The organism is Streptomyces sp. NPDC014656 (assembly GCF_043084305.1).
Taxonomy (GTDB): Bacteria; Actinomycetota; Actinomycetes; order Streptomycetales; family Streptomycetaceae; genus Streptomyces.
The window spans coordinates 116,266-134,953 of sequence record NZ_JBIBZN010000005.1 but is presented as its reverse complement, the minus strand read 5'-3'; the positions used below and the strand labels follow the sequence as shown (position 1 = coordinate 134,953).

Here is an 18,688-nt window from a genome sequence, read left to right as displayed (position 1 = left end):
TCTGGATCGTCTGGCCGTCTGGCCGTCTGGCCGTCTGCATCGCCCGGCCCTCTGCGCCGCCTGGCCGTCCGCGCCGTCCGCCTGGGCGCCGGTCCGCGCCGTCGGCCCGTCCCGTCGGCCGGCGCCGCTATGCTACGGCCAAAACAGAACCTTGTTCTAGAACTTGCTTCTGACTGCCGGTGATCCACAGGGGGACCCCCGATGTCGTACACGCCGCCGTCCTGGTACCCGCCGGGGCAGCCCCCCGCGCGGGGCCCGCGCTCCCGGCGCGACCGGGGGCTGACCGCGCTCGCCGTCGGCCTCGCGCTGCTGGTCGTCGCGGTGGCGGGGGCGGGGTGGTACGGCCGCGGGGCCGAGCGGGCACGGCCGGCGACCGCGCGGGAGGCCACCGCGCCGCCCTCCGGGGCCGCTTCGGCCCGGCCGGGCCCCCGCACCGCCGAACCCGTCCGGGTCCCCGGCGCACAGGAGCTCGCCGCCGCCCGCCGCCCGGGCGAGGCCGCCGCCTGGATCGCCGCGGACTCCACGGACCTGCCCCGGCGCAACATCCGGGCCGACGGGCCCTGGATCGTCGGCGACACCGTCGTCCAGGCCCTGTACCGGGAGGTCACCGCCTACCGGCTCTCGGACGGCGCCGAGGTCTGGAACCTGACCCTGCCCACCCCGGTCTGCGAGGTGCCGGACAACCCGACCCCGGACGGCCGGATCGTCCTCGTCCTCGCGACCAGCGGCTCGCAACGGGGCGCGCACTGCGACCGGTTCCAGATGATCGACCTGAAGACCGGGAGGACGGGCTGGAAGAAGGAGCTGCTGCGGGGCCCCGACCGGAAGACCCCCGCCATCATCGTCCACACGGCGATCAGCGGGGACACCCTCGCCGTCGCCGAGGGCCTGGGCGCCGCCGCCTTCCGCGTCTCCGACGGCGCCCGGCTCTTCACCGTCCCGACCGAGAACCCCGGCCGCTGCCACCCCGACCGGGTGGCCGGCGGCAGCAGGCTCCTCGTCAGCGCCACCTGCGCGCTCGGCGTCGACCGCCGCACGAGCCACTCCCAGCTCCGTGAGCTCGATCCGCGCACCGGCGCCGTGCGCTGGCGCCACCGGACCCCGGCCGGCCGGCGGGTCGAACGGGTCGTCTCCGTCGACCCGGTGGTGTACACGTCGATCGACAACGAGCGCCTCACCGACGACTGGCGGATCGTCGCCCTCGGCGCCCGTGGCGAGGTCCGCCGCACGATCGACCCGCGCCCCAAGAGCTTCGAGCACTGCGCGCACGTCGGCATCGGCGCGGACCTCCAGCCGTGCCCGGGCATCGTCGTCGGCCGGGGGCTGGTCCACGTGGGCGGCACGGACCGGGTCGGCGCCTACGACCTGGCGACCGGGAAGCTCCTCTGGGGCATCCGGGCGCACGACGGCAGGACCCTCACACCGGTCGGCTTCCGCTCCGCGTCGGGAACCGTCGTGTACGAGTCGGCCACCCCGAGCCTCCCCGGCCGCACCTTCGTCCTCGGCAGGGGCGGAGCGGGCGAGGAGGAGGTGCTGATGAGGCATCCGGCGGCGGCCGCCGGAGCCGAGTACAGCACGATGGCGGGCCGCGTCCTCCACGTCGGCGGGCGGATCGTCGCGATGCCCTCCGGCGTCAGCGGCGACGACGCCCGGCAACAGCCCCGGCTCGTCTCCTTCGCCCCGGCGCGGGACTGACCCGGGCCCCGGCCCGTCACCGACTCCAGAGAGCGCTCTCAGACCTCTCGCCGGTACGGATATCCTGACCCGGTCCGGAGCAGACGAAGGGGGCCGACGTGGCCGAGCAGACGACGGGGGCCCGTCCCACCCTGGAGGCCGTCGCGGCCCGGGCCGGGGTGTCGCGGGCCACGGTCTCGCGGGTCGTCAACGGCGGCGCGGGGGTCCGCGCGCCACTGGCCGACAAGGTGCGGGAGGCGGTGGAGGAGCTGGGGTACGTCCCGAACCTCGCGGCCCGCACCCTGGTCACCCGGCGCAACGGCGCCGTGGCGGTGGTCATCGCGGAGCCCGAGTTCCGGATCTTCTCCGACCCCTTCTTCCAGGAGCAGGTGCGCGGCATCAGCCGCGAACTGACCGCGCACGACTCGCAGTTGGTCCTGCTGTGGGTGGAGAGCCCGGGCGATCACGACCGGATCGCCCGCTACCTCGGCGGCGGCCACGTCGACGGCGCGCTCGCCTTCTCCCTGCACGACGAGGACGAGCTGGCGGCGGTGCTGCGCCGGGCGAAGATCCCGACGGTGCTCGGCGGACGGCCGACGGACGGGATCGGCCCCGACATGCCGTACGTCGACTGCGACAACCGCGGCGGGGCGCGCGAGGCCGTCCGGCTCCTGGTCGGCCGGGGCTGCCGGGCCGTCGCCCACCTGGCCGGCCCCCGCGACCAGACCTCGGCCGTGGACCGCGCCGACGGCTACCGCGACGCGCTCGGCGACCCGGATCCCGCCCTGTTCGGCCACGGCGACTTCACGGCCGAGAGCGGCGCCCGGGCGATGGCCGAACTCCTCGACCGGCGCCCGGACGTGGACGGGGTCTTCGCCGCCAACGACCTGATGGCCTCCGGCGCCCTGCGGGTGCTGCGGGAGCGGGGGCTGCGGGTGCCGGAGGACGTCGCCGTGGTCGGCTTCGACGACGTGGCGTCGATCGCCGAGCGCACGGAACCGGCGCTGACGACCGTCCGGCAGGACATCGAGGGCATGGGCCGGCTGATGGTCCGGCTGCTCATGCGCCTCCTGAACGACCACGGGTCCGGGGCACCGGCCCCGGACCCGCTGATCACGCCGACGACGCTGGTGCGCCGGGCCTCGGCCTGAGGCCCGGCGCCCCGGTCAGCCGAAGGGGATGACCACGACGGAGTCCGCCGTCCCCGTCCTGACCTTGGCCGGGCCGTTGCCGATGGCGCTCCACAGCTCCACGCGGACGGTGCCGCCGCGCAGGTCTCCGAGGGTGCCGGTGGCGGACTTCAGGCCGCGGGTCTGGTCGTAGCGCTCCCAGCCGGTCACCGGGTCGGTGGCGAAGTAGTGGTAGGTCTCGGTCCGTTCGAAGGTGCCGTCGCCGGTCAGGTCGTAGCTGACGCGGGCCTGCTGGCCGAGGCCGACGGCGGTGCCGGCGTCCACGGCGAGGCGGAAGGCGGTGGCGGCGCCCGGGGTGAGGGTGCCGGTGACGTTCCGCGCCTCGTAGACGAGCGGCTGGTAGGGGGTGCCGTCGTGGTTGGTGCCGCCGGCGGAGGCGATGGTGTCGCTGCCGGCGGTGGTGTCGGTGGCGGTGGTCAGCTTGCCCCCGGAGGCGAGGCGGAAGGTGTCGCCGGTGCCCGGCTCGGGGCAGGCGGGTCCGCCGGGCTGGCCGCAGGGGATCGTGCCGGTGCCCTTGCCGGTGGCGGTGGAACGGGCCGGTACGGAGAGGGACTTGCCGTCGGAGAAGGTGACGGTGACGGGCGCGGAGCCGTAGTTGTGGGCGGCGTAGGTGCGCTCGGTGCCCTTGAGGAAGACGGCCGAGGTCGGGATCGAGCCCGTGACGGTCGCGTCGGGGGCGCCGAGCGCGTCCAGGCCGGTCAGCCAGTGGTAGGTGTGGGCGCGGGTCTCGCCCGCCTCGGGGGTGTAGTTACCGCCGACGGCGTCGAACCTCGCCTTGGCGCGCGCCGGTTCGGCGAGCGACTCGAACTCCCAGAGGATGTCGCGCCATTCGACGGCCGGACCGCCGTTCTCCCGCTCCATCTCGGCCAGGTTGCGCCGGATCGCGCCCGGGTAGGCGCCCATGTGCAGCGCGTTCCCCGAGGTCACCGGGAGGGTGTTGATGCCGTGGATCTCCTCCGGGTTGGCGGTCCACCAGGTCGAGTAGGCGCCGCCGCTGCCCCAGACCATGCCGACGGTGTCGTGTCCGAAGGAGCCGGGGAAGACCTGCTGGTCGGCGTCGAACCAGTACTGGCCGATGGCGTCGGACTCGGTGGCGAGGAGGTAGCCGCCGAGGTCGCGCAGGGAGGCGTCGCCGGTGGCGGAGCCCCACAGGACGAGGGCGGCGCTGAGGTTGGTGGACTCGGAGGAGGACTCCTGGTTGTTGCCGGCCGCGAAGCCGGAGTGGCCGGAGGCCCAGCTGTGTCCGGCGTAGACGTCGAAGCCGCGCAGGAAGGGGAAGGCCGAGTCCGTGCGGCTGGGGTTGGCGACGTCGCGGACCAGGGTCTTCACCATGCCGCCCCAGGCGGAGTCGGCGGCCCACGCCTGGTCGTACTGGGCGACGATCGCGGCGGCGTACACGTAGTAGCCGTAGTGGAAGTGGTGGTCGTTGAGCTCGGTGTCGCTGCCGTAGGAGGCCGGGTAGCCGGTCAGGGTCTTCCAGGTGCGGTCGTACGAGAACTCGTTCGCGCCGCCCGCGGTGAACCAGTCCTGGAGCCGTCCCTTGAGCAGGCCGAGGAGCCGGTCGCGCAGGGCGGTGTCGCCGAGCTGTTCGGCGAGCGGCACCAGCTGGGCGAGCTTCCCGAGGGCCTTGCCGGTCCAGTAGGTGTCGGTGGCGCCGGAGAACGGGTCGGCGGAGTTCACCACCTCGTTCAGGTAGGCGCGCAGCCGGGCCTGGTCGACGGCGCCGGTGGCGGGCAGGGCGGGCAGGACGGCGGCCTGCTTGCGGCTGGTGGTGAAGGAGCGGCCCTCGCGCACCTTCATCGTGCCGCGCGGCGAGACGTAGGTGTACGGCGTGAGCGGGTCGGTGGAGTTCAGCCACTGGTGGCGGTAGAGGGCCTGGAGGGTGCCGGTCTCGGTGCCCTCCTTCGCCTCGGTGGTGAGGGTGTAGGTGGCGTTGGCCTTGCCGCCGGAGGAGGACCAGGCGACGCGGGAGCCGGTGACGAAGCTGAAGGCGTACTTGCGGAAGGCGGCCAGCGCGTCGGTGGAGGGCAGGACGGCGACGGAGAAGTAGTCCTTGCCGCCGAGGCCGGCGGTCACCGTGGTGCCGGAGACGTTCCAGTCGGTGCCGCTCGGCGAGAAGAGGGCGTAGTGGTGCCCGGCGACGGTGATGCCGAGGACGTTGCCCTGGTCGGCGAAGACGGTGGGCGTGGAGGCGGTGGTGATCCGGGCGTCGCCGCCGCTGCCCTTGGCGTACACGAAGGGCAGGCCGTGGCCGATGGTGGTGCGCAGGGTGCGGGCGCCGTCGGACCAGAGGGGGGTGACGGTCCAGTCGGACCAGTCGTCCGCCTTGGTGTCGGGCGAGTTGAGGCCGGTGAGGCCGAGGGTGAGGTCGGCCTTGTGGGGGAACTCGTACTGGCGCCCGTCGCCGACGATCGCCGGGGTCGTGGGGTAGCCGATCTCCAGGCCGCCGGCGACGGCCTGGTAGGTGAGCGGGTGTCCGTACATGGGGGTCGAGTACGGGTTGTCGCCGTAGCGCTGGAAGGCGAGCGAGGACCACCAGTCGTTGGTGGGGACGGGGCGGTCCTTGGCGGCGGCGGTGACCTTGGGGGTGACGGGGGCGCCGGTGTTGGTGGTGGGGCCCGAGGTTCCCGCGGGGCGGGTGTCGGAGTAGCCGCCCGCGCCCACGGGGACGGTGGCGGCGGAGGCGGGGCCGGCGGCGGCCGGTACGAGACCGGCGGCGGCCAGGGCGGAGACGAGGACCAGCGACGCGGCCGGTCGGGAGCGGGGAGCTGACACGTACAGCACCTCGTTGGCTCGGAGGAGGGGGGTTCGTGGGGGTTCGTCCGTCGGGTTGACGGTTCTTGAGAGCGCTCTCAGCAGTGCGCAACGTAAAACTCTCGAAACCTGGCCGTCAAGAGAAGCGACACGAAGCGGAGTTGGGGCGCGGGTTTCGCAGGAAGGCTTCGATTCCGAGCCGTTACGCCTTCGAGTCTTGACGGGAGCGGGAGAGTCGGGGCACGCTCCAGACCGTTCTTGAGAGCGCTCTCAAGCGTTCTCGGGGCGCCCCGGGAAGACCCGGCGGCGCCCGCCCCACCTCCCCCGACCCGCCCCGATGCCAAGGGAGCCCGTTCATGCCCCTCACCCGAGCCGCCACCCAGGCCGCACTCCGCCTCGGAGCGGTCGCGCTCGCCGGTTCCCTGCTCGCCGCCTGCGGATCCGGTGCCTCCGACACCGCCTCCGAGAAGCCGGGCGGCAAGGTCACGGTGACCGTCGACCTCTTCGGCTCCTTCGGCTACAAGGAGGCCGGGCTCTACGCCGAGTACGAGAAGCTCCACCCGAACGTCACCATCAAGCAGACCGACACCGAGGACGAGGCCGACTACTGGAAGTCGCTCCAGACCCGGCTCGCCGGCGGCGGCGGCCTCGCCGACGTGCAGGGCATCGAGGTCGGCCGGATCGCCTCCGTCACCCAGCAGCAGGCCGACCGCTTCGAGGACCTGAGAAAGTACGGCGCCGACGGCCTCAAGGGCCAGTTCGCCGACGCCAAGTGGGCCGCCGCCACCGGCAAGGGCGGCGAGGTCCTCGGCCTCGGCACCGACGTCGGCCCCGAGGCGATGTGCTACCGCACCGACCTCTTCAAGCAGGCCGGACTCCCCACCGACCGCGCCGAGCTGGCCCAGAAGTGGTCCACCTGGGACGGCTACCTGGAGCTCGGCAAGCAGTACAAGGCCAAGGCCCCGGCCAAGAGCGCCTGGCTGGACAGCGTCGGCAGCCTCTTCTCGATCATGATCGGGCAGGAGAAGGAGCGCTACTACGACGCCTCCGGCGCCCTGATCTGGGAGACCAACCCCGCCCTGAAGACCGCCTGGGAGACCTCCGTCAAGGCCGCCGGGGCCGACCTCAGCGCCAAGCTCGACCAGTGGTCCCCGCAGTGGAACCAGGCGTTCGCCGCCGGCTCCTTCGCCACCATCCCCTGCCCCGCCTGGATGCTCGGCTACATCAAGGGCCAGGCCGGCGAGACCGGCAAGGGCAAGTGGGACATCGCCAAGCTGCCCGGCGGCGCCGGCAACTGGGGCGGCTCCTACCTCGCCGTGCCCAAGGCCGCGAAGAACAAGAAGGAGGCGTACGAGCTGATCAAGTGGCTCACCGCCCCCGAGCAGCAGGCCAAGATCTTCGCCAAGCAGGGCAACTTCCCCTCCTCGACCGGCGCCATCGCCGAGGTCGCGGGCACCACGGACCCGTACTTCTCCGGCGCGCCCATCGGCCAGATCTTCGGCGACGCGGCCAAGGCGGCCCCGGTGCAGGTCCTCGGCGTGCACGACCAGAACATCAACCAGCAGATCACCAACGCGCTGAGCGAGGTCGAGCGCAAGGGCCTCGCCCCCGAGAAGGCCTGGGAGAACGCCAAGAAGGGCGTCGCGAACACCCTCGGCTGACAGCCACGGCCAACACCCCCGGCCCGCGCCCCCGCGGCGCCCCGGCCGGTCGCCCCGCGCGACCGGCCCCCCGGCCCGGCCGGGGCGGCTCCCCCCGCCCCGGCCCTCCCCGCGCCCCTCCCCCGCGCTCCCCTCCCCGTGACCACCTCCCGAAGGGCCGCACCGTGACCCTCACCGCACCGGCGAAAGCCGTCACCGCCCCCCGCCAGCCGGTCCTCCGGCGGGCGTGGCAGGCGGTGTCGCCGTACACGTACGTCGCCCCGTTCTTCACCCTCTTCGCCGCCTTCGGGCTCTTCCCGCTGATCTACACGGCGTACGTCTCCCTCCACCGGGTCGAGCTCCAGGACCCCGGAGCCATGGAGTGGCGCGGGCTCGGCAACTACACCGCCCTCCTCGGCGACGAGTTCTTCTGGACCGCGCTGCGCAACACCTTCACCATCGGCGTGCTGTCGACCGTGCCGCAGCTGGTGATGGCGCTCGCCCTGGCGCACCTGCTCAACCACCGGCTGCGCGGCCGGACCTTCCTGCGGACGGCGATGCTGCTGCCGTACGCCACCTCGGTCGCCGCCGCGACCCTCGTCTTCGCCCAGCTCTTCGGCCGCGACTTCGGGCTCTTCAACTACGTGCTCGGCCTCGTCGGCGTCGGGCCGGTCGACTGGCAGTCGGGCACCCTCAGCTCCCAGATCGCGGTCTCCACGATCGTGGTCTGGCGGTGGACCGGCTACAACGCGCTCATCTACCTCGCCGGCATGCAGTCCATCCCCTCCGAGCTGTACGAGGCGGCCGAGATGGACGGCGCCTCGCGCTGGCGGCAGTTCTTCCACGTGACGCTGCCGGGGCTGCGCCCCACGATCCTCTTCACGGTCGTGGTCTCGACGATCGGCGCGACCCAGCTCTTCGGCGAGCCGCTGCTCTTCGAGGGCTCCATGTCGGGCGGCATCTCGCACCAGTACCAGACCCTCGGCCTGTACATGTACGAACAGGGCTGGGGCTTCTTCCACCTGGGCCGGGCCGCCGCGATCGCCTGGGTGATGTTCCTGCTGATCCTGGTGCTGGTCGGGGTCAACGCCCTGATCGCGCGCCGCCGTTCCCGCAAGGAGGCCGGCCGATGACCGCGCTCGCCGACCCGCCCGCACCGCCCGCGCCGCCCGCCCCGGCCGACCCGCGGCCGTCCGTCCGCCGCCGCCGGTCGGGCGCCGGACGGACCCTGAAGGCCGGCCCGCTCGCGTACGCCGTGCTGATCCTGGCCGTGCTCGTCTCGGCCTTCCCCTTCTACTGGACGATCGTCGCGGCCAGCCGCACCAACGCCGACCTGGCCCAGGTGCCGCCCTCGCTGGTGCCGGGCCCGCACCTGATCCGCAACTTCGAGGCGGTCCTCGCCGAGGCCGACATCGGCAAGGCGCTGCTCAACTCGCTGATCGTGTCCGGCTCGATCACCGTGGGCACGGTCCTGTGCTGCACGCTCGCCGGTTTCGCCTTCGCCAAGCTCCGCTTCCGCGGCCGGGGCGCGCTGCTGGCGATCACGATCGGGACGATGATGATCCCGCCGCAGCTCGGCGTCATCCCGCTCTTCATGCTGATCGCCGAGCTCCAGTGGGTGAACCAGCTCCAGTCGGTGATCCTGCCCGGTCTGGTCTCCGCCTTCGGGGTCTTCTTCATGCGCCAGTACCTGGTCCAGTCGCTGCCCGACGAACTGATCGAGGCGGCCCGGGTGGACGGCGCTTCCACCGCCCGGATCTTCTGGTCGATCGTGGTGCCGATCGCCCGCCCCGGCATGGCCGTCCTCGGCCTGCTCACCTTCATGGCCGCGTGGAACGACTTCTTCTGGCCGATCGTGGCGCTCTCCTCGCAGGAGCCGACGGTCCAGGTGGCGCTCCGCCAGCTCGGCGGCGGCTACGTCCACGACCAGTCCGTGATCATGGCGGGCACCCTGCTGGGCACGCTGCCCGTGCTGCTGGTCTTCGGCCTGCTCGGCCGCCAGATCGTCGGCGGCATCATGCAGGGCGCGGTCAAGGGCTGAGCCCCGCCCCCTTCCCCCCTTCCTTTCCCTTCCTCTTCCTCCCCTCTTCCTGGAGTTGCCCCCTCATGACCGCTGTCGACGCACGCCCCGAGTCCTCCGCGACGCTCCGCTTCCCGGAGGGCTTCCGGTGGGGCACCGCCACCGCCGCGTACCAGATCGAGGGCGCGGCCACGGAGGACGGCCGGACGCCGTCCATCTGGGACACCTTCAGCCGGACGCCGGGCAAGGTCCGCAACGGCGACACCGGCGACATCGCCGCCGACCACTACCACCGGGTCCGTGAGGACGTGGCCCTCATGCGCGAACTGGGCGTGACGGACTACCGGTTCTCGGTGGCGTGGCCCCGCGTCCAGCCGACCGGGCGCGGGCCCGCCCTGCAGAAGGGCCTGGACTTCTACCGGCGGCTCTGCGACGAGCTGCGCGAGGCGGGCATCCGGCCGGTGGCCACCCTCTACCACTGGGACCTGCCGCAGGAGCTGGAGGACGCGGGCGGCTGGCCGCGCCGGGAGACGGCCGAGCGGTTCGCCGAGTACGCCGGAATCGTGGCCGGGGGCCTCGGCGACCGGGTCGCGACCTGGACCACGCTGAACGAGCCGTGGTGCGCCGCCTTCCTCGGGTACGGCAACGGTGTGCACGCCCCGGGCCGGACCTCCGACGCGGACGCGCTGCGGGCGGCGCACCACCTGAACCTGGCGCACGGCCTGGCGGTCGGAGCGCTGCGGGAGGGGCTGCCGGCCGGGTCGGAGGTGTCACTGACGCTCAACCTGCACGTGGTGCGGGCGCTGACGGAGTCGGCGGAGGACCGGGACGCGGCGCGCCGGATCGACGCGGTGGCGAACCGGATCTTCCTGGACCCGGTGTTCCGGGGCCGGCTGCCGGAGGACCTGGTGGAGGACACGGCCCGGGTGACGGACTGGGGGTTCGTACGGGACGGGGACCTGGCCGCGATCGCGGCGCCGATCGACTCGCTCGGGCTGAACTACTACTCCCCCACGGTGGTCGCCGCGGGGTCCTCGGAGTCGCCGTCGCCGTGGGCGGGGGCGGAGCGGCACGTGCGCTTCCTGCCGGCGCCGGGGCCCCGGACGGCGATGGACTGGCCGGTGGACGCGGACGGGCTGTACGAGCTGCTGGCCCGGCTGCGCGACGAGCTGCCCGGCGTCCCGCTGGTGATCACCGAGAACGGCGCCGCCTACGACGACTACGCGGACCCGTCCGGGCAGGTGCGCGACCCGGAGCGGGTCGCGTATCTGCACGGGCATCTGGCGGCGGTGCGACGGGCCATCGAGGACGGCGCGGACGTGCGGGGCTACTTCCTGTGGTCGCTCCTGGACAACTTCGAGTGGGCCTTCGGGTACAGCAAGCGGTTCGGGATCGTGCACGTGGACTTCGCGAGCCAGCGGCGGACGCCCAAGGACAGTGCCCGCTGGTACGCGGAGGTGATCGCGCGGGGCGGGCTGCCGTCCTGAGCGTCCGGCCCGCCGGTCAGGGGGTGGTGAGGACGGCGAGGCGCTGGGTGGCGCGGGTCATCGCCACGTAGCGGTCGACCGCGCCCTCGATGCCCTCGCCGTACTCCTGCGGGTCGAGGAGGACGACGAGGTCGAACTCCAGGCCCTTGGAGAGGCTCGGCGTGAGGGCCCTGACCCGGGGGCGGTCGCCCAGCGCGGGCAGGCGTCCCTCGGCGGCGATGACACAGGCGACGCCGTCGGCGTGCTCGGCGCTCCAGGCGTCGAGGAGGGCGTCGAGACCGGCCGTGGTGCCGTGGTGGACGGGGACGCCGGAGGCGCGGACCGAGGTCGGCACGTTGGCGTCCGGGAGCGCGGTGCGGATGACCGGCTCGGCCTCGGTCATGACCTCTTCCGGAGTGCGGTAGTTGATGCTGAGCGAGGCCATCTCGACGCGGTCGAGGCCGACCCGCTCCAGGCGCTCCCGCCAGGTCTCGGTGAAGCCGTGGCGGGCCTGGGCGCGGTCGCCGACGATGGTGAAGCTGCGCGAGGGGCAGCGGGAGAGCAGCATCTGCCATTCGGCGTCGGTGAGTTCCTGGGCCTCGTCGACGACGACGTGGGCGAAGGGACCGGCCAGCGGGTCGCCGGCGGCGGTGGGCAGGCCGCCGTCGTCGACGAGGCTGTCCTGGAGGTCCTTGCCGAGGAGCATGGTGACGGCGCCCTCGCCGTCGTCGTCGCCCCGCACGATGTTGTCGATGACGCCGGCCATCCGCTCCTTGCGGGCGGCCAGGGTCGCCTTCTCGCGGCGCTTGCGGGCGCTGGAGCGGGGGTCGCCGAGACGCTGCCGGGCCGCGTCGAGGAACGGCAGGTCGGACTCGGTCCAGGCCTGGGCGTCGGCCCGCTGGAGGGCGCGCACCTCGTCCCGGTCGAGCCAGGGCGCGCAGAGGCGCAGATAGGCGGGGACGGTCCACAGGTCGCCGACGAGGTCGGTGGGCTCCAGCATGGGCCAGGCCCGGTCGAGGGTGCCGACCAGCTCGCGGTCGTGCCGCAGGGCGCGCTCGAAGAGGACCTCCGGGACCTCGTCGCCCGCCTTCTCCCTAAGGAGGGCGACGAGCTCCTCCCAGATCAGTTCGCGGGCCTCGTTGTGCGGGGTGCTGGGGCCGGGCGCGTCGAAGACCTCGGCCCAGTCCTCGGCGGTGACCGTCAGGTCGCCCCAGTCGGTGCGGACGGAAGTGGTTCCGGCCGGCGGCTCCTCGTAGAAGCGGACGGCCTTCTCGATGCCCCTGACCAGTGCGCCGGAGGACTTGAGGCGGGCGACCTCGGGGTCCTTCTCGGGACGGACGGAGGCGCCTTCGGGGACGAGGTCGCGGACGGTGCAGGTGCGCACGCCCTCCTCGCCGAGGCTGGGCAGCACGTCGGAGACGTACGCGAGGTAGGGCTGGTGGGGTCCGACGAAGAGGACGCCGCCGCGGCGGTGCCCGAGGCGGGGGTCGGAGTAGAGGAGGTAGGCGGCGCGGTGGAGGGCGACGACGGTCTTGCCCGTGCCGGGGCCGCCGTCGACGACGAGGGCGCCGCGCGAGCCGGCGCGGACGATGGCGTCCTGGTCGGCCTGGATGGTGGAGAGGACGTCGCGCATCCGCTCCGAGCGGTTGGTGCCGAGGCTGGCGATGAAGGCCGACTGGTCGTCGAGGGCCGCGTGCTCGTCGAGGCCGCCCTCGGTGAAGACCTCGTCCCAGTAGTCGGTGATCCGGCCGCCGTTCCAGCGGTAGCGGCGGCGGCTGGCCAGGCCCATGGAGTGGGCGTGGGTGGCGGCGAAGAAGGGCTCGGCGGCGGGTGAGCGCCAGTCGACGAGCAGCCGGTTGCCGTCGCTGTCGGTGAGGCCGAGGCGTCCGATGTAGAGGGGTTCGGCGCCGTCGGCGGAGACGATCCGTCCGAGGCAGAGGTCCAGGCCGAAGCGGCGCAGGGCGCGCAGCCTGCCGGAGAGGCGGTGGACCTCCAGGTCGCGCTCCATGGCCTCGCGGCCGGCGCCGCCGGGTTCGCGGAGCACGGCGTCGAGCCGGTCGGAGAGTTCGGCCACGGCCTGTTCGAGGCTCTCCGCGACGGCCGCGAAGTGCTTCTCGTCGTCGGCGATCAGCGCCGGGTCGGCCTTGGCGGCGAGACGGTCGGGAAGCTCGAAGGGGCTGCGGTCGCGGAGGGGGTTGCGCACGTGGATGAATCTCTCGTTTCAGCAGGTCATGGGGTTCGGCCTGCGATTGTGCGGCATGAGGGGGGCCTTGCCGCAAGGCCCCCCTTGCGCTATACCTTGAGACTGGCGGCAGGATTCCCGCCGTCTCTCCCGGCTCCCGCGCCTCTCAGCGGGTGTCGCCGGTCCAGTCGAAGCGCGCCGGGTCGCCTTCCCGTGGACCGTACACGGCCTTTCCCCCCGATCCGTAGCGGCTCAGCTCCGTCTCCAGGACGGCGCCGGCGCGTATCTGCTCGCCGGTCCAGCCGGTGACGTCGAGCAGCAGTCCGTCGAGGGGGCCGCCGACCAGCTCCGCGTAGGCGCGGCCGGGGCGCGGCCCCGGCCTGGGGTCGTCATGGTCCTGGCCGTAGACCCGGCCCCTCAGCAGCTCCTCGTCACGGTCCCCGCCCATGCCGCCGTCCTTTCCCCCGTCCCCGGGGCTCCCCTCGTGCCTGTCCATGGCCCCAGGGTGGCAGCCGTCACTGACAACGGCTCGCCGGCCGGCTCCGGACGGACCCCTTCCGGGGGGAACCGGACGGGCCCTCGGACCGTCCTCCCGGGCGAGGCCGCGTGATCACGCTGCGGCCGCCCCCACCGGGAAGGAAGCCGATGACGATCACGCTCGCCGAGGAGCTCGCGCTGTTGTCCCTGGACGACGGTTCCGGGGAGGCGAGGGAGCGGCGGTCGGCGTCCTGGGCGGTCGCGGGCGGGATCCTGCTGGACCTGGTCCTCGCGGGGCGGGTGTCGGTGTCCGGCGGACGGCTGACCGTGACGGACGAGAGCCCCACCGGGGAGCCGCTGCTCGACGGGCGGCTGGCGCTGATCGCGGCCTGGACCGGTCGGCGGGGCAGGGCGCCGAAGGTGACGGAGTGGCTGACGAAGGACCAGGCGGAGGCACCGACCGCGACGGTCGCGCGGCTGTGCGAGCGGGGCCTGGTGGTGGAGGAGCGGCGCCGGGTCCTCGGGGTGTTCCCGGTCCGGCGCTATCCGGAGGCCGACGGCTCGGCCGAGCGGGAGCTGCGGGAGCGGCTGCGGGCCGTGGTCCTGGACGGCGCCGACCCGGACGAGCGGACGGCCGGGCTGATCGCCCTGGTGCACGGGGCGGGGCTGCACCGGCTCGCGTTCCCCGGTGAGCCCCGCAAGGAGGTCGCCGCGCGGATGGAGAAGGCGGCGGAGGGCCAGTGGGCCGGCGAGGGCGTGCGGGAGGCGATCCGCGACATGGGGGCGGTGATGGCCGCCGTGACGGTGGCCACGATCGTCGCGGCCACCGGTTGACACCGGACGGCCGTTCAGGTCACCGCGTGCCCGTACGCGGCGGCCAGGGCGTCGAGTTCGGGGTCGCCGTACAGGTGGCGCAGGCCCTGGAAGACGGTGACCTTCTCCTGGCCGAAGCGGCCGATGCGCGCCTCGAAGCTGTCCGGGGAGACGAACCGCGGCGGGGTGCTCTTGCTGTGGAACTTGTCGGCGTACATGACCATGCGCTCCTCCGGCGTGACGGGCACGTAGTCGGCGGGCGGCAGGGGCAGGCCCTGCGCGAGGACGTCCTCCCGGGTGAGGCCGACGCCGGTGTGGCAGGAGCAGAAGCGGCAGAGGGTCTCGGGCAGGCCCTCCTCCGCGAGCAGGCGGTGTCCGAGGACGCCGTGGGTCACGTAGGAGGCGCCGTCGACGCGGCCGGCGGAGTCGTACAGCCGGTAGACGCCGATGTCGTGGAGCAGGCAGCCGGCCCGGACCAGGTCCGCGTCGGCGCCCCGCCCGGAGCGGGAGAGCAGCTGGTCGGCGATGGCGGCGACGATCTCGCAGTGGGTGAAGACGAGTTCGAAGGCGGCGTCACTGGGGGCGTGCTTCCGGTGCAGCGCCCGGATTTCGTCATATGAGGGGATCTCCACACCGGAAGGATAGCGAGGAGGGGAACCGAACCTTCCCCCGCGCTGCCATCGCAGTCGAACTCCGCGTCACCGTACGGTAACTGACGGCATGTTCCCTCGGTAGCCAGGCAGTTCCCTCTCGGGAAGGACTCCCATGCAGCGCAGGCCCCTCCTCCTCCTGGCGGCCGCGGTGATCCTGTCGGCCGGTTCGGTGCCCCTCGCACAGGCCCGCCCCGACGGCCCCGCGGCCTCGACGCGCGACGCCTTCCACGGAGCCACCCGCGTCACCGGCACGCCGGCCCCGGGCGTGACGCTCACCACCCTCACGTACGGACAGCGGGACGCCGACGACGTCTGGACCGTCCAGGTGAACCTCCCCCAGCGCCCCGACGGTGCCACGGCCGGGGCGACGCTCGCCCTCGGGCCGCACGGCACCGCTCTGCGGGTCGCCCACGCGCTGCGCGCGGCCGGCTTCACGCCGCGCGTGGAGCGGGTGACCACTCCGGCGTACGCGGACCGGCGGGCGGGGGTGCTCGGCTGGACGGTGCGGACCGGCCGCTTCGCGGACGAGGCCGGGGCCACCGCCCTCGCCGGCCGGCTCAAGGCCGCCGGGTTCGCCGTCCGCACCCGCTACACGGCGCAGGACGGCACGGACGACGACGCCCCGCAGCGCGTGCACGTCCTCCGGATCGACCTCGCCGCCTTCGGCGGCCGGCTGGAGGCGGAGCACGGCGCCACCCTCAAGGGCACCGAGAAGCTGACCGACCTCATCGGCGCCACCGGCGCCGTCGCCGGGATCAACGGCCAGTGGTTCTACAACAGCGCGCCCGGCGGCCTGTACGTCAAGGACGGCGAGCTCCTCGGCTCCGCCACCCAGGGCCGGGCCGGCATCCGGCTGGAGGGCGGCGGGCGGTCCTTCGCCGTCGACACGTTCACGGCCCGGGTGACGGTGACGGCCGGCGGCGAGACCGCGGAGGTCGACGGGGTCAACCGGCTCCCCGGCGAGGTCTGGAACTGCGGCGGGGTCGGCGGCGACCTGCCGACGGAGCACCCCCAGCACGACCTCAAGTGCACCGACCCCGACGAGCTCGTCCGCTTCACCCCCGAGTGGGGCGCTCCCCCGGCCGGCCCCGGCGCCGAGGCCGTGCTCGACGACCGGGGCCGGGTGACGGCCGTCCGCTCCACGCGCGGCGCCGCCGTCCCGCCCGGCGGCTCGACGCTCCAGGCCATCGGCGACAGCGCCGCCTGGCTGCTGCGCACCGCGCGGGTCGGCGCGACCCTGGCCTTCGACGAGCGGGTCCGCGACGGCGCCGGCCGCCCGGTCGCGCTCGGGCCGGACACGACGATCCTCCAGGTGGGCCCGTCCCTGGTCCGCGCGGGCCGGGTCGCGGTGAACGCGGTGGCCGACGGCATCGTCCGCGAGGGCGCCGACCAGTCCTTCACCTACGACTGGACGGTGCGCGCCAACCCCCGGTCCATGATCGGCCGGGACGCCGAGGGCCGGCTGCTGCTGGTCGTCGCCGACGGGCGCCGCCCCGGCGTCAGCGAGGGCCTGAGCATCGACGGCGCCGCCCGTCTGATGCGCGCGCTGGGCGCCCGCGAGGCGCTCAACCTCGACGGCGGCGGCTCCAGCGTCCTCGCGACGGCCGCCGGCGTCGTCAACCGGCCCTCGGACGCCGCCGGCGAACGCTCCCTCGGCACCGGTCTGCTCCTGCTCCCCCGGTGAGCCGCGCCCGCCGGTGAGCCGCGTCGCGACAGGCGGAGGCCACCCGGAGCGGCGAGACTGGGCCTGGACCCGGTGTCGACCGCAGGCAGGTGCACATGTTCGAGGACGTCCCGCCCCCGTCCGCCGCGGAGGGGGACGCGCCCGCACGCGGCGTGGCGGCGTCCGTCCTCGACCGCGCCGTCCTCGACACCGTGTTCCGGCAGGCCTCGGTCGGTCTGCACGTCCTCGACCGGGACCTGCGGCTGGTCCGGGTCACCGGCGCGGTGCTCGCCACGCGGGGCGTCGCGGAGGAGGACGTGCTCGGGCGGCCGGCGGTGGAGGCGTACCGGGTCTTCGGCGTCGAGGTGGAGGAGGACGTGCTCCGCGACGTCCTCGACGGCGGGCCACCGCTCCGGGACGTCCTCGTGCCGGGCCGCCCGCCGCACGCGGAGGGCCACGAGCGCGTCTACTCGGTGTCCGTCTACCCGCTGCGCCACCCGGGTCCGCAGGGCGCGGAGCGGCCGGCCATCGGGCTGGTCGCCACCGTCACGGACGTCACCGACCGCGTCCGGGCCCAGCAGCGGCTCGGACTGCTGTACGAGGCCCGCGAGCGGATCGGGCGGACCCTGGACGTGGAGCGGACCGCCCGGGAGCTGGTCGAGGTGACCGTGCCCGGCTTCGCCGGCTCGGTGGTGGTCGCGCTGACCGACGCGGTGCTGCGCGGCAAGCCGCCGGAGCTGCGGCGCGCGGGCGAGACGCCGCTGCTGCGGTGCGCCGCCGTGGGCGGCTCCGGGACCGCCCGCGCGGACGGGCCGCTGCCGGAGGCCGGGGCGGTGCTGCTGCCCGGGCTGTTCGGCGAGCGGCTGCCCGAGGGTCCGGAACTCGTGCCGGAGGACGGGGAGGTGCGGCTGGTCGCGCCGCTCTCGGTCCGCGGGCAGCTCCTCGGGGCCGTGGCCTTCCGCAGGCCGCCCGGGGCCGACGCGTACACCGGGGACGATCTCGCGCTGGTCGAGGGGATCACCGCGCACACCGCGACCTGCCTGGAGAACGCGCTCCGCTTCACCCGCGAGCACATCGTGATGACGGCCCTCCAGTCCTGGCCGCTGCGCCCCGAGGGCGAGACCCGGCACGCCGTCGAGCTCGCCCAGCGGCACCGGCCGGGCGGTACGGGGGCGGGATCCTGGTTCGACGTCATCCCGCTGCCGGGCGCGCGGGTGGCGCTGGTGGTCGGGCAGGTGGAGCGGCCGGGGCTGAGCGCGGTGGCGACGATGGGCCGGCTGCGGACGGCCGTCCACAGCCTGACGACGCTCGACCTGGCCCCGCACGAACTGCTGGCCCGGCTGCACACGGTGACCCAGCGCCTCGCCCGGGAGCAGGCGCCGGCACACGACGCCGACGAGCCGGCCGCGAGCTGCACGATCGCCGTGCACGACCCGGTGACCGGGCGGCTGGAGCTCGCCCGCGCCGGCGCCTCGCTGTGCGCGGCCGTCCGGCCGGACGGCACCCTCGACACGGACCTGGTGGAGGAGGGTCCGCTGCTGGGCGGTGACGGTCCGCCGTTCGCCTGCTCCTCGCACGTCCTGCCGGAGGGCACCACCCTCTGCCTGGCCTCCTCGGCGCGTGCCGACGGGGGCCCGTCGCGGGCCCGGGTGGCGGCGGCGCTGGCCGCCCCCGGCCGCGGCCCGCACTCCATGGCCGACGACCTGGCGGCCCTGCTCGGGCCCGAACGGGTCCTCCTGGTGGCCCGCACCCTGCGGATCCCGGTCACGGACGTCGCCGAGTGGGACGTACCGGCCGAGCTGTCCGCGGTGGCGCCGGTGCGCCACGCGGCGGAGGAGCGCGTCCGGGAGTGGGCCGTCGGGGCGGACCCGCTCACCGTCGAACTGATCGTCAGCGAACTGGTCACCAACGCGGTCCGGCACGGCGCCCCGCCGGTCGCCCTCCGGGCGCTGCGGGGCGAGTCCACCCTCACCCTGGAGGTCCGCGACGGCGCGGCCACCGCCCCGCACCTGCGGCACGCCAAGGCGGGCGACGAGGGCGGCCGCGGCCTGCACATCTGCTCGACGCTCGCGGACGCGTGGGGCGTCCGCTACGAGGCGGAGGGCAAGACGGTGTGGGCGGAGATCGCGCTGGACGGGTCCGGTCCCCCGGCCTGA

General features: G+C 74.3%; 13 protein-coding genes. 9 read left to right on the top strand and 4 right to left on the bottom strand.

Annotated elements, in window-relative coordinates:
* The first annotated feature begins 201 nt into the window (after positions 1-201).
* Together ACF1ED_RS14045 and ACF1ED_RS14040 are read left to right on the top strand one after the other, a co-directional pair.
* A complete protein-coding gene (locus ACF1ED_RS14045; RefSeq protein WP_391759998.1) occupies positions 202-1,695 on the top strand; it encodes a PQQ-binding-like beta-propeller repeat protein in 1,494 nt (497 codons plus the stop codon).
* Positions 1,696-1,793: 98 nt separating this feature from the next.
* A complete protein-coding gene (locus ACF1ED_RS14040; protein ID WP_391759996.1) occupies positions 1,794-2,825 on the top strand; it encodes a LacI family DNA-binding transcriptional regulator in 1,032 nt (343 codons plus the stop codon).
* A 15-nt stretch (positions 2,826-2,840) separates the two neighbouring features.
* On the opposite strand, the gene ACF1ED_RS14035 is transcribed toward ACF1ED_RS14040, so the two are convergent.
* A complete protein-coding gene (locus tag ACF1ED_RS14035; RefSeq protein WP_391759994.1) occupies positions 2,841-5,639 on the bottom strand; it encodes a glycosyl hydrolase in 2,799 nt (932 codons plus the stop codon).
* Between the two features lie 335 nt (positions 5,640-5,974).
* Here ACF1ED_RS14035 and ACF1ED_RS14030 point away from each other — a divergent pair, with 335 nt between their 5' ends.
* The 4 genes from ACF1ED_RS14030 to ACF1ED_RS14015 all read left to right on the top strand — a co-directional run bounded on the left by ACF1ED_RS14030 (position 5,975) and on the right by ACF1ED_RS14015 (position 10,765).
* A complete protein-coding gene (locus tag ACF1ED_RS14030) occupies positions 5,975-7,279 on the top strand; it encodes an extracellular solute-binding protein (RefSeq protein ID WP_391759992.1) in 1,305 nt (434 codons plus the stop codon).
* Positions 7,280-7,443: 164 nt separating this feature from the next.
* Positions 7,444-8,391, top strand: coding sequence for a carbohydrate ABC transporter permease (locus tag ACF1ED_RS14025; RefSeq protein WP_391759990.1), 948 nt, complete (start codon positions 7,444-7,446; stop codon positions 8,389-8,391).
* Complete coding sequence (locus ACF1ED_RS14020; protein ID WP_391759988.1) at positions 8,388-9,299, top strand: carbohydrate ABC transporter permease; 912 nt, start codon at positions 8,388-8,390, stop codon at positions 9,297-9,299. The genes ACF1ED_RS14025 and ACF1ED_RS14020 overlap by 4 nt, the downstream gene beginning before the upstream one ends.
* A 65-nt stretch (positions 9,300-9,364) precedes the next feature.
* Positions 9,365-10,765: a GH1 family beta-glucosidase gene (locus ACF1ED_RS14015; protein WP_391759986.1), complete on the top strand. Its 1,401-nt coding sequence runs from the start codon at positions 9,365-9,367 to the stop codon at positions 10,763-10,765.
* Between the two features lie 16 nt (positions 10,766-10,781).
* Here the strand turns inward: ACF1ED_RS14015 and helR are convergent, their stop codons facing one another.
* Together helR and ACF1ED_RS14005 are read right to left on the bottom strand one after the other, a co-directional pair.
* Complete coding sequence (gene helR / locus ACF1ED_RS14010; RefSeq protein ID WP_391759984.1) at positions 10,782-12,947, bottom strand: RNA polymerase recycling motor ATPase HelR; 2,166 nt, start codon at positions 12,945-12,947, stop codon at positions 10,782-10,784.
* A gap of 145 nt (positions 12,948-13,092) precedes the next feature.
* Positions 13,093-13,422 (bottom strand): hypothetical protein, encoded by a 330-nt coding sequence (locus tag ACF1ED_RS14005; protein ID WP_391759982.1) that lies wholly within the window; start codon positions 13,420-13,422, stop codon positions 13,093-13,095.
* Between the two features lie 149 nt (positions 13,423-13,571).
* Between ACF1ED_RS14005 and ACF1ED_RS14000 the strand changes: the two genes are divergently transcribed.
* Entirely contained in the window at positions 13,572-14,237 is a 666-nt protein-coding gene (locus ACF1ED_RS14000) for a GPP34 family phosphoprotein (protein WP_391759980.1), read from the top strand.
* 14 nt (positions 14,238-14,251) lie between these two features.
* On the opposite strand, the gene ACF1ED_RS13995 is transcribed toward ACF1ED_RS14000, so the two are convergent.
* Positions 14,252-14,848 (bottom strand): HD domain-containing protein, encoded by a 597-nt coding sequence (locus tag ACF1ED_RS13995; protein WP_391759978.1) that lies wholly within the window; start codon positions 14,846-14,848, stop codon positions 14,252-14,254.
* 133 nt (positions 14,849-14,981) lie between these two features.
* Here ACF1ED_RS13995 and ACF1ED_RS13990 point away from each other — a divergent pair, with 133 nt between their 5' ends.
* Together ACF1ED_RS13990 and ACF1ED_RS13985 are read left to right on the top strand one after the other, a co-directional pair.
* Positions 14,982-16,553, top strand: coding sequence for a phosphodiester glycosidase family protein (locus tag ACF1ED_RS13990; RefSeq protein WP_391759976.1), 1,572 nt, complete (start codon positions 14,982-14,984; stop codon positions 16,551-16,553).
* Between the two features lie 95 nt (positions 16,554-16,648).
* A complete protein-coding gene (locus ACF1ED_RS13985) occupies positions 16,649-18,688 on the top strand; it encodes a SpoIIE family protein phosphatase (protein WP_391759974.1) in 2,040 nt (679 codons plus the stop codon).